This window comes from Agathobaculum sp. TL06 (assembly GCF_054658635.1).
In genome coordinates, this window is sequence record NZ_BAAGGY010000002.1 from 198,534 (window position 1) to 212,261 (window position 13,728).

The 13,728-nt window shown below is 46.4% G+C and carries 17 protein-coding genes and 1 pseudogene; 16 read left to right on the forward strand and 2 right to left on the reverse strand.

Going from position 1 to position 13,728, the window contains the following annotated elements:
* The first annotated feature begins 9 nt into the window (after window positions 1-9).
* Window positions 10-261 carry a DUF4315 family protein gene (locus ACYQ3S_RS02085; RefSeq protein WP_002573999.1) on the forward strand — a complete coding sequence of 84 codons (252 nt, stop codon included), beginning with the start codon at window positions 10-12 and terminating at the stop codon, window positions 259-261.
* The gene (locus tag ACYQ3S_RS02090) at window positions 251-964 is read left to right on the forward strand and encodes a DUF4366 domain-containing protein (RefSeq protein WP_459687093.1); all 714 of its coding nucleotides are present in this window, start codon (window positions 251-253) and stop codon (window positions 962-964) included. Before ACYQ3S_RS02085 ends, ACYQ3S_RS02090 begins: the two co-directional genes overlap by 11 nt.
* 45 nt (window positions 965-1,009) lie before the next feature.
* Here ACYQ3S_RS02090 and ACYQ3S_RS02095 read toward each other — a convergent pair whose 3' ends face one another.
* Window positions 1,010-1,753, reverse strand: coding sequence for a hypothetical protein (locus tag ACYQ3S_RS02095; protein WP_459687094.1), 744 nt, complete (start codon window positions 1,751-1,753; stop codon window positions 1,010-1,012).
* Between the two features lie 70 nt (window positions 1,754-1,823).
* Between ACYQ3S_RS02095 and ACYQ3S_RS02100 the strand changes: the two are divergent.
* Window positions 1,824-3,638, forward strand: a pseudogene (locus tag ACYQ3S_RS02100) (DNA topoisomerase).
* A gap of 142 nt (window positions 3,639-3,780) precedes the next feature.
* On the opposite strand, the gene ACYQ3S_RS02105 reads toward ACYQ3S_RS02100, so the two are convergent.
* Window positions 3,781-4,173 (reverse strand): helix-turn-helix transcriptional regulator, encoded by a 393-nt coding sequence (locus ACYQ3S_RS02105; RefSeq protein ID WP_459687095.1) that lies wholly within the window; start codon window positions 4,171-4,173, stop codon window positions 3,781-3,783.
* A 159-nt stretch (window positions 4,174-4,332) separates the two neighbouring features.
* Between ACYQ3S_RS02105 and ACYQ3S_RS02110 the strand changes: the two genes are divergently transcribed.
* The 13 genes from ACYQ3S_RS02110 to ACYQ3S_RS02170 form a co-directional block, all read left to right on the forward strand.
* Window positions 4,333-4,941 (forward strand): class I SAM-dependent methyltransferase, encoded by a 609-nt coding sequence (locus tag ACYQ3S_RS02110; RefSeq protein ID WP_459687096.1) that lies wholly within the window; start codon window positions 4,333-4,335, stop codon window positions 4,939-4,941.
* A 63-nt stretch (window positions 4,942-5,004) separates the two neighbouring features.
* Entirely contained in the window at window positions 5,005-5,565 is a 561-nt protein-coding gene (locus ACYQ3S_RS02115) for a TetR/AcrR family transcriptional regulator (RefSeq protein WP_459687097.1), read from the forward strand.
* Window positions 5,566-5,714: 149 nt separating this feature from the next.
* Window positions 5,715-7,043 (forward strand): MATE family efflux transporter, encoded by a 1,329-nt coding sequence (locus ACYQ3S_RS02120; protein WP_459687098.1) that lies wholly within the window; start codon window positions 5,715-5,717, stop codon window positions 7,041-7,043.
* A 556-nt stretch (window positions 7,044-7,599) separates the two neighbouring features.
* Window positions 7,600-7,908 (forward strand): sigma factor-like helix-turn-helix DNA-binding protein, encoded by a 309-nt coding sequence (locus tag ACYQ3S_RS02125; protein WP_459687099.1) that lies wholly within the window; start codon window positions 7,600-7,602, stop codon window positions 7,906-7,908.
* 5 nt (window positions 7,909-7,913) lie between these two features.
* Window positions 7,914-8,147 carry a helix-turn-helix domain-containing protein gene (locus tag ACYQ3S_RS02130; protein ID WP_459687100.1) on the forward strand — a complete coding sequence of 78 codons (234 nt, stop codon included), beginning with the start codon at window positions 7,914-7,916 and terminating at the stop codon, window positions 8,145-8,147.
* 430 nt (window positions 8,148-8,577) lie between these two features.
* Window positions 8,578-8,817 carry an excisionase gene (locus ACYQ3S_RS02135; RefSeq protein WP_459687101.1) on the forward strand — a complete coding sequence of 80 codons (240 nt, stop codon included), beginning with the start codon at window positions 8,578-8,580 and terminating at the stop codon, window positions 8,815-8,817.
* A 133-nt stretch (window positions 8,818-8,950) separates the two neighbouring features.
* Window positions 8,951-9,322, forward strand: a complete 372-nt coding sequence (locus ACYQ3S_RS02140) for an integrase DNA-binding domain-containing protein (protein WP_459687102.1) — start codon at window positions 8,951-8,953, stop codon at window positions 9,320-9,322.
* A gap of 4 nt (window positions 9,323-9,326) precedes the next feature.
* Window positions 9,327-9,935 carry a tyrosine-type recombinase/integrase gene (locus ACYQ3S_RS02145; protein WP_459687103.1) on the forward strand — a complete coding sequence of 203 codons (609 nt, stop codon included), beginning with the start codon at window positions 9,327-9,329 and terminating at the stop codon, window positions 9,933-9,935.
* A gap of 333 nt (window positions 9,936-10,268) precedes the next feature.
* The gene (locus tag ACYQ3S_RS02150) at window positions 10,269-10,664 is read left to right on the forward strand and encodes a TnpV protein (RefSeq protein WP_459687104.1); all 396 of its coding nucleotides are present in this window, start codon (window positions 10,269-10,271) and stop codon (window positions 10,662-10,664) included.
* A complete protein-coding gene (locus ACYQ3S_RS02155; protein ID WP_087302126.1) occupies window positions 10,661-10,924 on the forward strand; it encodes a DUF6809 family protein in 264 nt (87 codons plus the stop codon). The genes ACYQ3S_RS02150 and ACYQ3S_RS02155 overlap by 4 nt, the downstream gene beginning before the upstream one ends.
* Before the next feature lie 178 nt (window positions 10,925-11,102).
* Window positions 11,103-11,525 (forward strand): helix-turn-helix domain-containing protein, encoded by a 423-nt coding sequence (locus ACYQ3S_RS02160; RefSeq protein ID WP_459687105.1) that lies wholly within the window; start codon window positions 11,103-11,105, stop codon window positions 11,523-11,525.
* Window positions 11,503-13,488 (forward strand): N-6 DNA methylase, encoded by a 1,986-nt coding sequence (locus ACYQ3S_RS02165; protein WP_459687106.1) that lies wholly within the window; start codon window positions 11,503-11,505, stop codon window positions 13,486-13,488. Before ACYQ3S_RS02160 ends, ACYQ3S_RS02165 begins: the two co-directional genes overlap by 23 nt.
* Window positions 13,489-13,532: 44 nt before the next feature.
* Window positions 13,533-13,728, forward strand: a 196-nt coding sequence (locus ACYQ3S_RS02170) for a hypothetical protein (protein ID WP_459687107.1), incomplete at its 3' end; no start/stop codon positions are given.

The window sequence follows — 13,728 nt, forward strand, 5'->3', positions numbered from 1 at the left end:
GTTTTGACGATGGCAAACAAACTTGACCGTATCGAAAAAGACATTGAGAAAACCAAGGCCAAGATCGCGGAGCTGCAAAAGCAGCTTCGGGAGCTGGAAGCGGCAAAGACCGAACAGGAGAATTTGCAGATTATCCAGCTTGTGCGCGGCCTGAACATGAAGCCGGAGGAATTTGCGGCGTTTCTGCGGGGCGGCGCTTTGCAGACCGCCCCGGCCCCGCAGCCGGATTTTGAACAGGAGGACAATGCCGATGAAGAATAAGATTATTCGCACGTTTACCGTGACGCTGGCCGCCGTGCTTTGCCTGACGGCCTTTTCCACCACCGCTTTTGCCGGTGGTACTGACCCCAACCCGGAGCCTTTGCCGGAAACCACCGAGGCACCGCAGGACGAAGAACCCACCACCGACGGCATGGAGCCGGAGGGCGTACCTGTTACCCCGGAGGGCAACACAACACTGGTGGATGATTTCTATGGAGATAAGCAGCTTATCACCGTTACCGCCAAGGCGGGCAACTACTTTTATATTTTGATCGACCGCGCCAACGAGGACAAGGAAACCGCCGTTCACTTCCTCAACCAAGTGGACGACGCCGACCTGCAAGCACTGTTGGAGGACGGCAAAGCCGCCCCGGAAACCTGTACCTGTACGACCAAGTACGCGGCGGGAGCCGTCAACACGAATTGCCCGGTATGCAAAACCAATATGACCGAGTGTACCGGCCCTGAGCCGGAGGAAACCGAGCAGCCGCAGGAAGATGAAGCGAAAAGCAACGGCATGGGCGGCCTTGTAGTGTTCCTTGTGGTGGCTCTGATCGGCGGCGGCGCGGCCCTTTACTTCTTCAAGTTTAAGAAGCCCAAGGGCGGCGACGAGCTGGACGAGTGCGATTTTGGCGAGGACGATGAGGACGAACCGGCCCCGGAGGATGAGGAGCTCGCAGAGGAAAAGCCTGATTGTTCATAATTAGGGAAAAATGAGCAACAACCCACCACCAAGGCGGGCTGTTGCTCATAAAGCAAGTCGGTATCTTCTATCTTGTTTTTCGTTCTTTTTGTCCAATTCTGTATTGATATAATTCATGTGCCAATGAAGTTTTTGAAACACTTTATCTGGATATGTTCCATCAGCTTTTCTGGCCTCAGCTTTCATGTTCTCAAAGGCAGCACTTACAGACCGTCCAGAAAAATGCCAAATATCCATATAATTCAAAAACCGAAAACCATCCGTATCCACTCTTACAAAATCGCTTTTTGTTGTAGAGCTGGACAAGACATTGGTAACTATTTCATCTAAAATTATCCGTGGATAAATCGCAATTTTATCCTCTAGTTCATACGCTCGTAATAAAGCAGGCCCCCAAACAATCGTATCATCAATATAGAATTCGCCTATCGTAATGCCACCCCGAACAAGCCAACCTACACTATCTCCAACAGCAGAACAAAGAAAATAAGATACACAGCTTAACAGCGTTACAACATCATTTGCTCTATCCTCTTGGGAGAGCTGTTTGGCAATAATGATATTGTCAGAAAAAATCTTAAACTGAATGTTTTCGTATTTCTTTATGCCCTTTTGTGGATCAGTAAGTTCAATAATACTCGTATATAAATTGTGCAATGTATTCAGTGCATCCAACTGCGCTTCTTTGTTGCTTTTAATTCGATTGGTTATTCCTAAAATGTCTAAATATGCTACGGCATATGCTTTTTGTTCTCTATCATAGGCATCAACCGCACTACGAATTTTCATTCCATCACCCCATCACAATTTTATCACTAAACTACAAATTTCACAATCTACAATCTAAAAGGAGGTAAATATGCGTTTAGTAATTGCAGAGAAACCGAGCGTCGCCCGCAGCATTGCGGGGGTGATCGGTGCGGATCAGAAAAAGGACGGCTACATGGAGGGCAACGGCTATCTGGTGAGCTGGTGTATCGGCCATCTTGTTTCCCTTGCCGACGCTGGGGCCTATGGTCCCCGCTATAAGAAATTGGCCTATGACGACCTGTCGATTTTGCCGCAGGAATGGCAGTACATCATCCCGGACGCCAAGAAGAAACAGTTTGACGTGCTGTGCTCCCTGATGAAGTGCCCCGATGTGGAGAGCCTTGTGTGCGCCACCGACGCCGGACGCGAGGGTGAATTGATTTTCCGTTTCGTCTACCAAATGGCGGGCTGCAAAAAGCCATTCAAGCGCCTTTGGATTTCCAGCATGGAGGACGCGGCGATCCGAGAGGGCCTTGCCCACCTGAAACCGGGGCCGACTACGACAACCTGTATCAATCGGCCCTGTGCCGTGCGCAGGCCGTTTGTGTATCGGTGAAGCGTGAGAAAAAGACGGAGCAGCCGCCCCGTCTTTACGACCTCACCACCTTGCAGCGAGAGGCCAACCGCCTGTTTGGATTTACCGCCAAGCAGACCCTTGACTATGCCCAACAGCTCTATGAAAAGAAGCTGCTGACCTATCCCCGCACCGACACCGACGATATGCAGCCCACAGCGGAAAGCACCGTGTCCGGCCTGTGGCCGCTGCTTCCCTTTGCGGCGGGGCTGGACATTGCCCCGCCGTTTGGCCGGGCGCTGAACAGCAAAAGGGGGCTGACCACCACGCCATGATCCCCACGATGGAGTTTGTGCGGAAAGGCTTTGACGACTGACCGAGGACGAAACCAAACTGCTGTCCCTTGTGTGCTGCAAGTTGCTGTGTGCCGTGGCCGCGCCCCATGTGTATGAGTCTGTCACCGCCACATTCACCTGCGCCGGGAACGAGTTCGCCGCCAAAGGCAAAACCATTCTCACCCCCGGCTGGAAAGAGATTGAGCGCCGCTTCAAGGCGTCGTTCAAGACCGACGCCGACGAGGACGCACCGGAGCTGGCAAGGGAGCTGCCAGAGTTGACCGAGGGCCAGACCTTTGACCCGGTGAAGGCCAGCATCACCGAGCATTTCACCACGCCGCCCAAGCCCTACACGGAAGATATGCTGCTGTCGGCTATGGAACGGGCCGGGGCCGAGGATATGCCGGAGGACGCGGAGCGCCAAGGTTTGGGAACCACGGCAACCCGCGCTTCCATTCTGGAAAAGCTGGTGCAGATGGGCTTTGTGGAACACAAAGGCCAGCAGCTACTTCCGACCAAGGACGACTACAACCTGGTGTGCGTCTTGCCGGATGTGCTGACTTCTCTCCAGCTCACGGCGGAATGGGAAACCAAGCTGACGGCCATTGCCAAGGGCGAGGCTGACCCAGAGGGCCTCATGCAGAGCATCTAGGACATGACACGGGGCCTGATTTCCCGATATTCGCAGATCAGCGAGGAGGCGCAGAAGTTGTTTCAGGCCGAGCGTGTTGTTATCGGCAAGTGTCCCCGCTGCGGCGAAGCCGTCTACAAGGGCAAGAAAAACTATTACTGCGGAAACCGGACCTGCCAGTTTGTCATGTGGAAGAATGACCGATTTTTTGAGGAACGGGGCAAGACGTTCACCCCGAAAATCGCCGCCGTGCTGCTCAAAGACGGAAAGGCAAAGATAAAGGGCCTGCGCTCCATGAAAACCGGCAAAACCTACGATGGGACGGTGTTTTTGGGCGATACCGGCGGGAAATACGTCAACTACCGCGTGGAGAAACGAAGCTGACGGAGAAACGCAGCAAGCATATGCTTGCTACGTTTCTTCTTCTCCGCTACTAAAACACTCCCAACACGTCCAACTGCCCGCAAAATACGAGATTTCTCTGAAAAAAGGGCAAAAAAAATAAGAGAGCTTTGCGGCCCTCTGGTTAAACGGAAAACGGAAGATGCTTACACACATCCCCCGTTTCTTTCGCTGATTGTTCAATTTTCAGCGCCCCGTCGATTGCGCCCTCAATGACTGGTAAATAGTGCTCCGGGCAAAGCTTCAGTTTGTGGCCGACACGCTGCCGCTGTGCGCTTTCCTCCCGCATGACCTCTGGATTGAAGTATCGTTCCACGGGAAGTCCGCACACTTTGATAAGCTGTATGATAACCGGCAGACTGGGGAGTGTGTCTTTGTTTTCAATATTGGCAAGATAGCGCCATTCAACGCCCACCATTTCGGCCAGCACCTTGCGTGTCAGGTGCTTTGCTTTCCGCGCAGCTTTCACATCCGCACCGAAAGTTTCAAAGCCAGGGCAATCTTCAACTTTCGCCATATAACATCACCTATTTACATTGTATAGTTCATAGTGTATCGATGGAATGTTGCTATATGCAGGTAGATTAAACTTTATAATTCATATTACTGAATGAACATTATTCATTGACATTTCAAAAATAGGTGCTATACTGATGGTGGAAAGGAGCTCAACGCCATGAATACTATAAAGGAATACTCGAAAGCGGCCTTTAACCAGCAAGCTGCTACCTATGATAAAGACATTAAGGGCCAGCACGCCCGTTCCCTTTATCCTGTCCTGTTGGAAAAGCTGTCGCACATTCCATTCCAATCTGCCCTTGATTTAGGGTGCGGAACTGGCGAGATGTTGAAACTTATTTTGCAAGAAGATGTTGGCAAAGAATTATATGGAATAGACTTGTCAGAAAAAATGCTTTATGTTGCAAAGTCAAAGCTACCGGAGCAAGTGAAGCTATTGTTGGGAGACAGTGAGTCGCTCCCATTTCCGAACAATACTTTTGATGTGGTGTTTTGCAATGATTCGTTTCATCATTATCCTGCTCCGCGGAATGTCCTAAGCGAAGTACACCGGGTATTGAAACCCGGCGGCACATTCCTGATGGGCGATTGCTGGCAGCCACTTGTAGGGTGCATCATTATGAATTTCTATATGCGTCACAGCAAAGAGGGAGATGTTAAGATTTACTCCGAAGCAGAAATTGTTTCTATGCTTTCAGAATATTTTCGTAATGTATCGTGGGAGCAGATTGGAAATACTGCGTGTATTGCTATGGGCACAAAATGATTGACATTCACTCATTGATTTTTTCGCGTGGGGTGATATGATAAAAAAAGGAGGCTCAAAACTATGCGAGTTACAAAAGAGCCGGAAGTACGCAAGCAGGAAATTTTAGACACCGCCCTCAAATTGTTTGGGGAAAACGGCTATGAAAAAACCTCAATTACAGATATAGCAAAAGCCATCGGTGTGGCACAAGGACTATGCTATCGCTATTTTCCGTCCAAAGAGGCTTTATTTGACAGTGCGATTGACCAATATGCCGATGTGCTGGTAGAGCAATTTGCAGGCGCAGAAAAAGATGACCGTAAAACCTTGCGTCAGATCATTGAAGAAATGCCTACCACTATGGAAAAACAGGACACAAAATATTATTCTGTTTTTCACGGAGCAGAGAACAAAAAATTTCACGATCAGCTCTCCCTTAAAGTATGTGAGAAGTTGGTTCCGCTGGTAGAGAAACTGTTACAGCAGGCTCGTCAAAAGGGTGAACTCCAGTTCGATGATTTACAGGCCGCTGCGATGTTTTGCGTATATGGGCAGCTTGGTATTCTATTGGCAGACGATCTTACACAAGAAGATAAATCCAAACGGATTCGTGAATTTCTCATATTTGCACTTCACCTATGAGATGATCCCCCGTTTTGGGACGGGGGATTTTCAAAAAGCAAAAAATGAATAATTTTCATTCAATATAGTGTGCCGCGAGTAGCGGCGCTTATTTCGGGTTTTTATGTGAATGCTGTTCATTTATTATCCGTGGAAAGGATAGACGATTTATGCCAACGAAGATTGATTTTATAGGTGGTAACACAAAGCGCTGCCTTATGGCAATGACGCTCCCGATGATTGCCGCCATGTTCCTTAATATGATGTATAACCTTGTAGACAGTCTGTGGATTGGAAATCTGCTCGGTAAAACGGCCTATGCCGCTTTAACAAATTCTACCCCCATCATTTTAATTTTGACTTCTGTTGCAATGGGAGCAACAAACGGTGTGTCTATTTTGATCTCCCAAGCCATTGGTGCAAAGGATAAGAAAAAGGCCGAAAGTTTGATAGCCACATCGTTCTGCGTAGCAGTGACATTTTCTCTACTTGTCACCATTTTGCTTGAAATTTTTCTTCCGGGAATTTTGAAAGCCTTAAACACTCCTGCCGAAACTTATGATATGGCATACAGCTATTTGGCAATTTATATCCTTGGCTATCTGGCAGTTTACCTCTACTTGTATTTCACTGCGGTTTTGCGTAGCTTTGGCAATTCCATGTTTCAGGCTGTTGCAATGCTGGTATCAACTATTTTGAACGCCGTCTTTGATCCTGTTTTTATTCATTTCATCGGGTTTCATGGTGCCGCGATTGCAACATTGCTTTCACAGATGATTTGCCTGCTGTTTATGCTGATCTATCTGAAAAAGAAAAAGTTATTTACATTCAAAATCTCTGCTTTTAATAGTAATGATGCTCTGCTGCTGATTCAAAAAGCAATTCCCTCTGTAATTCAGCAAAGCATTCCAGCAATCAGCACAACTTCCCTTACAGCACTCGTCAGTACATATAGTATAACGGCAATCGCGGCTTATGGGGTAACGGGAAAGCTGGAAACCATCCTGTTCTATCCGGCTATGGCTCTGAACATGGTTTTAACCACCATCATCGGCCAATGCGCTGGTGGAGCGCGATATGATCGAGCAAAAGACTATTTGAAATGCGCTTTGAAATATGGGTGTGGCATGCTTGTGATCCTCTCGGTTCTGGTAGTTGGATTTTCCAAACAGCTTTCCGGCCTGTTCGTCAGAAGCAGCGATGTTGCGGTTATTGTCGGTACATATTTTCTGATTGTCAGCATCGGGTATGTTCTTAACACAGTCACAAACTGCTATTTGGGTGCGCTTAACGGCATGGGAAATCCGTCAAAAAGTATGTTCTTGATGATTTTCTATTATATTGTGGTTCGGATACCTTTGGCCTATTTGCTATCTTATTTGGGATTTGGTCTAAACGGGATTTGGGTTGCGGTACTGGTTAGTCATATAGTAGCCAGTCTTGCAGCTGCTGTGACAGGGGCAGTTTTTGTAAGGGAAAAAGGAAACATTAAAGCGTAACGACTTCTTTCAGACACAATATGTTGAGATAGCTGCCGGACGACGGCAAAGAAAAAAGCCGTCGTCCAGCAGCCCTTTTGACGCGCCCAAACGACTTTGCCCTGCACAGGATCAGCGGGCCACGGAGGGAGCCGCCATGCTGATATGTCCGCATAGCTTATTAAAAAAAGCCTATACCCAACAGGGGACAGCTCTGGCCAACAGTATGAACTATACTATATAAGACAACTTCATATTACTTTCCATTTCGCCCGGTGGGTCTACGACCTGCCGTGCGAATTTTGTCGGTTCCTGCGGTTTCAAATTTGCTCTGGAACCTTTTTCAAAAAAGTCCAAAAAGGAGGCGGTCAGCGGGCAGCAAAGGGTATCGCAGGATTAGTAGTAGCGGAAAGGGAGAGAACCACCCAATCCCCCAACAGAAAGGGGGTGAGAATGATGGAAGCTATCCCCCGCGACTATGGACAAGGCCAGTTCGATGCCTTTTGCAAAAAAAGTGTTGAAGAACGAGGCACGGGCTTATCTGCGGAATATGAAGCGTCAAAGAGATCGTGAAACGATGTTCAGTGATCTGCCGCAGCATGAGTTGGACAAGCTCTGCACCGTAGACCGCTATCCCAGCGACAGCTTTGTGTTTAGCTCTCATGGGTACGATTTACATATCGACAACGAGCTTGTGGCCGACGTTTTTGCCAACCTGCCGCAACAGGAACAAAGCATTTTGATCCTGTACTGCGTACTGGATATGGCAGACGGCGAGATCGCCAGCCTCACAGGTATGTCCCGCAGCGCCGTCCAGCTCCACAGGACAAAGACACTGAAAGAGCTGCGTGTGAAATTGATGGCGCTCATGCCGGAAGGAGGTTGACGCGGATGAAAGAATCTGCCTATAAAGGCAAAGAGCCTTTGCCCCTTTCAGTGTATGTGTCCGCCTGTGCAGGCGATCCCCAGGCCGTAGAACGGCTGCTTCAGTACTATGACAATTACATGAATTGTCTGTGTACCCGGACGCTCTATGACGAGGATGGCTACCCTCATTTGTGTGTGGACGAGTACATGAAGCGATGTTTCGAGATCAGATTGATCCAAGCCATCGTTAAAGTTTAACGATAATCGCCCGGCTGGATGCGGCGGCTTACCCTTTCCCCGCCAGCAAAAGGTCTGTGGCATCACAGCTCCTTGACAAATATGCCCGCAAGATAACGTCGGCGCATCATAGGGCAGCGGACACATTCTGCAATTTCCGCGTCGGCGTGGTGCGCCATGACCTCATATATCCTAATGAGAGAGCGAGAACCACCGGGCCGAGGGCAAGGCAGCTCTTAAACAGAAGTATTGCGATAATGATACTCCCTTATAGCTAAACGAAACTCCGTTTTTTCCGGGGTTTCCAAGTCCGAGCGTTAAAAGCGTCGCAGGCAATAGGTAGGGCCGCGTGAGAACCACGCGAGGGTGAAATTCCCGTGGAGCTGCGCCAACAGTCGTCCGTACTGCCTCTTTCATTTTTAATTATACGATGAAAGGGAGGAAAATCAGAATGGGCGGCGAAACACGGGTACAGGTAAAAGATAAGTTTTGCCTTACCATTGATGAAGCATCGGAGTATTTTAACATTGGAGAAAAGAAGCTGCGGCAGATTGTCGCTGATAATATCAACTCTGGTTTTGTTATTCAGAACGGGGTAAAAATCCTTATTAAACGGAGGCGATTTGAGGATTGCTTAGAAGAAATGACCGCATTATGGTTTTGCGGTTGTGGGGGAACTATGGGTGAGTAGCATCACCGAACATTCATATTGGCATATTTCTGTTGCGGGTGCTGCTTGATGTAGAAAATGAGCTTCGACTATGATATACTAACACTATATCATTGTTGAGGCTCTTTTTGTGCGATACGAAAGGAGCATCGAAATGAACGGAAAAAGACGCGATAGCAAAAATCGCATTCTTCGCAATGGAGAGAGCCAACGCAAAGATGGACGGTACGCTTTCAAATACATTGACGCAACCGGCAAGCAGCAATTTGTTTATAGCTGGAAATTAGAAAAAACCGATGAGACACCGACAGGAAAACGGGATGACATTTCCTTGCGGGAAAAGGAGCGAATGATCTTAATGGATATTGACGATCAGATTGTTTCCCGTGGCGGTGAAATGACGGTTATTGAGCTGGTTCAAAAATACCTTTTGCAGAAAACAGGGGTGCGGCATAACACAGAGGCCAATTACAACTTTGTTCTCAACATTATCAAAAAAAGAGGAATTTGGGAAAAGGAGAATTGACAGGGTGAAATTATCCGACGCCAAATGCTGGCTGATTAAGCTGCAAAAAGATGGCCGTGGATATAGCGCAATTCATTCTGTAAGAGGGGTTGTCAGGCCAGCGTTTCAGATGGCGGTTGACGGTGATTTGATTCGCAAAAATCCGTTTGAATTTCAGCTTGCCACTGTTGTTGTGAACGACAGCGTGACAAGAGAGGCTATTACAAGAAAACAAGAACGGGCGTTCCTGCAATTTGTAAAAGAAGATAAGCATTTTTGCAGGTATTATGATGGTATCTATATTTTATTTAAGACAGGGCTTCGGATTTCTGAATTTGTCGGTTTGACACTGGCAGATGTCGATTTGAAAAATCGTAAGCTCATTGTCGATCACCAGTTGCAGCGTAAGCGCAATATGGAATATGTGATTGAAGATACCAAAACGACTTGCGGCACAAGAGAAATTCCCATGACGGAAGATGTTTATGAGTGCTTCCAGCACATTATCCAAAATAGGCCGAAGCCTCAAAGTGAGCCAATGCTCGACGGGAAATGTGGCTTCCTCTATTTAGATAAGAATGGTATGCCGATGGTGGCGCTCCATTGGGAAAAGTATTTCCAGCATATTTGCTAGAATATAATAGCATTTACAAAGTGCAAATGCCCAAGGTGACACCCCATGTGTGCCGACACACCTATTGTTCCAACCTGGCGAAAAGCGGCATGAACCCTAAGACCCTACAATAGAGGAAAATGCCCGAAAATCAAGAAAACACAGTACTTTCAAGGAGTTTTGAATAGATGGTAAGAATACTTTTTGTGTGCCACGGCAGGATTTGCCGGACATGAAAAGCGCTTGTAAATCAAGCACTTCCTGTGTTTCAACCTCAGTTTTACCAACGATTTACCAATATTTCTGGAGAGTCAGGCTTGCTAACTATCACACCAGAATGAGGAGATCAACAACATGGAAAAACTCAAAAAACATATTTACGATGAACACAATGGCCTGTATTATACATTGGTTGGCGACTACTACATCCCCGACTTGGAATTGCCGGAAGAAACCCGGCCTATTGGAATTTGGGGACGGATGCAAAAAGACTATTTGGAGCAGTACTATCCAACACTGTATAATGACCTGATTTTGAGTGGAAGACTCTGGACATATCTGGCAGATCTGAATGAACAGGCGCAGAACCAGCTGGAGTGTATCATTGGCCAGCTGAAAGAAGCCGAGGGAATCACAGAGGAACTGAAAACCCAAGATGAGATGTCATGGGTCAGCGCTATGAACAGCATCCGCAGCCGTGCAGAGGAAATCATCCTCCGGGAGCTGATCTACGAGGAGGATGCTGTATGAGGATTTTAGAAGAATTCTGGTACGGTAATATTGAGCCGACAGAATACGATACAATCGCCTGCAAGGAATACAAAGAAGTACTCCGGTTGATTACCAGGAACGAGGAAAAACTTCTCGCTACCATGACAGATGAGCAGAAGGAATTGTTCTCCCGGTACACGGATGCAGTACATGAACATCAGACTATGGCAGAATGCCTACTATTCCAGAGTAGCTTTAAGCTGGGGGCCAAAATGATGATTGAGGTCATGACAGAATAATTTATGCATAGAGTCAGAGCCGGACTTCTTTAACGAAGTCCGGCTCTTTAAAGTTTTACAAATTGAGATTCATCTACTCGATAATTGAGGGCAAATCGTCTTGACGATTAAAATTCAGATGTGTTATTATAGTGTTAGCTGTTAATTAACAGCTAACACTATGAAGGGAGGAATATCAATGGCTGTATCAGCTGCCGATAAGAAGAAACTCGGCAAGTGGATCAAGCAATCAAGAGAAAAGAAGCAACCGCATCTTTCGCAAAGGCAACTGGCGCTGGCTGTTGATATCACCAATGCATCTCTCAGCTCGATTGAGAGCGGCGTGATTTTTCCCTCTGAGGAAGTGTTTCTAAAATTATTAGAGAAGCTTCAGCCGCCTCCTGAACTACGCGAAAAAATGTTGGCCCTTTTCGCAAGCGCAAAAGGAACGCCACCACCAGACATAAACGCAGAACTCAGTAGAAAGCCCAAACTGTGGGGCCTGATAAGACAACTAATCGCAGTAGACCCCTCGGAAGAACAAGTTACACAAATCGAGCAACTTATTTGTGCGGGTACCGCATCAGGAGGAAATAAAAATGACATTAAACGAACTTTTTAAAAATACTACATACGACGACACCCTTTTTTCTGTGGAGGACAAATCCGCAGTAGAGTCTCGTATTTTCATGAAGTCTGTCCGTGGTGTAGAGGTTCCTTATATCACTTGTGCAATCCGTGATAAGGCAATTAAACTTACTCCCGAAGAAGCTGTTCGTCAACTCTATATTCATAAACTCATGAACGAATACGGATATATGACTAGTCGGATTCAGCTGGAAATCCCGATTCACTTTGGCCGTGAAGTGAAGCGGGCTGATATTGCGATTATGGATAAGGATCGCCCGATGGTTCCGTATATCATTGTGGAGCTGAAAAAGCCAAAACTCACTGATGGCAAAGAGCAGCTGAAGTCTTACTGCAATGCTACTGGTGCGCCTATCGGGGTTTGGACGAATGGTGAACAGATTTCTTGTTACAACCGAAAAGATCCCAATTTCTTTGAGGAAATCAGCGACATTCCTAAGGCAACGCAGAAACTTTCAGACATCATTAATGAAAAGTTTACCTATGAAGATCTGAAGCGGAAAGACAAAATCAGCACTCAGAAAAAATCTCTCCGCGCCCTAATTAAGGAGATGGAAGATGAAGTTCTGGCGAGTGCGGGCGTGGACTCCTTTGAAGAAATCTTCAAACTTATTTTTGCCAAGCTATATGATGAGTTGATCTGTGCCAATGACCCTACTGCCTATTTGCAGTTCCGCAATACCGGAGACACTGATTTTGAGTTGAAAGAAAAGATACAGGGGCTGTTCGATGATGCCAAAAAGAAATGGGAAGGCATTTTTACGGATGAAAGTAAAATTCTGCTTTCCCCATCTCACCTGGCAGTCTGTGTTGCTTCTTTACAGGATATAAAGCTATTTAACAACAATCTTGATGTTGTAGATGATGCCTTTGAATATTTGATGAGCAAGGCTCAGAAGGGTGAAAAAGGCCAGTATTTTACGCCTCGATATGTTATTGATATGTGCGTAAAAATGATGAATCCTACAACAAAGGACAAGATTATCGATACCGCTTGTGGCAGCTCCGGCTTTACGGTTCATAGCATTTTTAAGGTCTGGAAAGACATCCGTAGAGAAAAAGGCCTTCCTGAAGGCGATGGATTTACTGCGGCAGAACGAATCCCTGAAGAAACCAATTTCGTTAGAGACAATGTGTTTGCAATAGATTTTGATGAAAAAACCGTTCGTGTTGCTCGTACTCTCAATCTGATTGCAGGAGACGGGCAAACCAATGTGCTTCATCTGAACACACTGGACTATTCCCGTTGGGGCGAAACCACTAAGCAGGAAGAGTGGATTGATACCTATAACGAAGGTTTCAAGAAACTAAAAAAACTGCAGCCCGCCGGAGTGAAGGATTATAGCCAGTTTCAGTTCGATCTCGTGATGGCTAATCCCCCGTTTGCTGGTGACATTAAAGAAAACACCATCATTTCTCATTATGAACTTGGCAAAAACAGTGCTGGCAAGTGGCAGAACAAAGTTGGGCGTGATGTGCTGTTTATTGAACGCAATCTGAACTTTTTGAAACCGGGTGGCCGTATGGCTATCGTTTTACCACAGGGGCGATTCAACAATGCCAGCGACAAATGCATTCGTGAGTTTATTGCTGAACGCTGCCGTATTCTTGCTGTTGTTGGGCTACATGGCAATGTATTCAAGCCTCATACCGGAACTAAAACCTCAGTTCTGTTTGTGCAGAAGTGGGATGATGTCTTGTGCCCTAAAAAGGAAGATTACCCTATCTTTTTTGCCACCATGCAGAAACCGAGCAAGGACAATTCTGGCGATAAGATTTATGTAAAAGATTTTGTTACTGGCGAAAATGTACTTGATCAACATGGACACTTAATCGTTGATCATGATCTATATAACCATGAGGGGTTGACTCAAAACGGTATAGCGGAAGCCTTCATTGAATTTGCTAAGAAGGAAGGCTTAAGTTTTTTTCGATAAGCCCATCCGTTGAACCTTTCAATGAAGCCAAGTACAAGGCTTTGATGGATGGGCTGGAATGTAGTGAAATAAAACTATCTGCAGTTTGTGATACTATAACATTAAGATTTGACAGTGACTATTACAAGAAAGAATACTTAGAAATAGAGCAATTTATATGTAAAAATAGAGATAGTTTTAGAACAATTGAATCTCAGGGCTTACAAGTAGATGCAAGTGCTTTTTACCCATCTCTTGAGC

Bases quoted from the DNA above. Each gene is read 5' to 3' on its own strand.
- ACYQ3S_RS02085 (WP_002573999.1), top strand. From the start codon at position 10: ATGGCAAACAAACTTGACCGTATCGAAAAAGACATTGAGAAAACCAAG.
- ACYQ3S_RS02090 (WP_459687093.1), top strand. From the start codon at position 251: ATGAAGAATAAGATTATTCGCACGTTTACCGTGACGCTGGCCGCCGTG.
- ACYQ3S_RS02095 (WP_459687094.1), bottom strand. From the start codon at position 1,753: ATGAAAATTCGTAGTGCGGTTGATGCCTATGATAGAGAACAAAAAGCA.
- ACYQ3S_RS02105 (WP_459687095.1), bottom strand. From the start codon at position 4,173: ATGGCGAAAGTTGAAGATTGCCCTGGCTTTGAAACTTTCGGTGCGGAT.
- ACYQ3S_RS02110 (WP_459687096.1), top strand. From the start codon at position 4,333: ATGAATACTATAAAGGAATACTCGAAAGCGGCCTTTAACCAGCAAGCT.
- ACYQ3S_RS02115 (WP_459687097.1), top strand. From the start codon at position 5,005: ATGCGAGTTACAAAAGAGCCGGAAGTACGCAAGCAGGAAATTTTAGAC.
- ACYQ3S_RS02120 (WP_459687098.1), top strand. From the start codon at position 5,715: ATGCCAACGAAGATTGATTTTATAGGTGGTAACACAAAGCGCTGCCTT.
- ACYQ3S_RS02125 (WP_459687099.1), top strand. From the start codon at position 7,600: ATGTTCAGTGATCTGCCGCAGCATGAGTTGGACAAGCTCTGCACCGTA.
- ACYQ3S_RS02130 (WP_459687100.1), top strand. From the start codon at position 7,914: ATGAAAGAATCTGCCTATAAAGGCAAAGAGCCTTTGCCCCTTTCAGTG.
- ACYQ3S_RS02135 (WP_459687101.1), top strand. From the start codon at position 8,578: ATGGGCGGCGAAACACGGGTACAGGTAAAAGATAAGTTTTGCCTTACC.
- ACYQ3S_RS02140 (WP_459687102.1), top strand. From the start codon at position 8,951: ATGAACGGAAAAAGACGCGATAGCAAAAATCGCATTCTTCGCAATGGA.
- ACYQ3S_RS02150 (WP_459687104.1), top strand. From the start codon at position 10,269: ATGGAAAAACTCAAAAAACATATTTACGATGAACACAATGGCCTGTAT.
- ACYQ3S_RS02155 (WP_087302126.1), top strand. From the start codon at position 10,661: ATGAGGATTTTAGAAGAATTCTGGTACGGTAATATTGAGCCGACAGAA.
- ACYQ3S_RS02160 (WP_459687105.1), top strand. From the start codon at position 11,103: ATGGCTGTATCAGCTGCCGATAAGAAGAAACTCGGCAAGTGGATCAAG.
- ACYQ3S_RS02165 (WP_459687106.1), top strand. From the start codon at position 11,503: ATGACATTAAACGAACTTTTTAAAAATACTACATACGACGACACCCTT.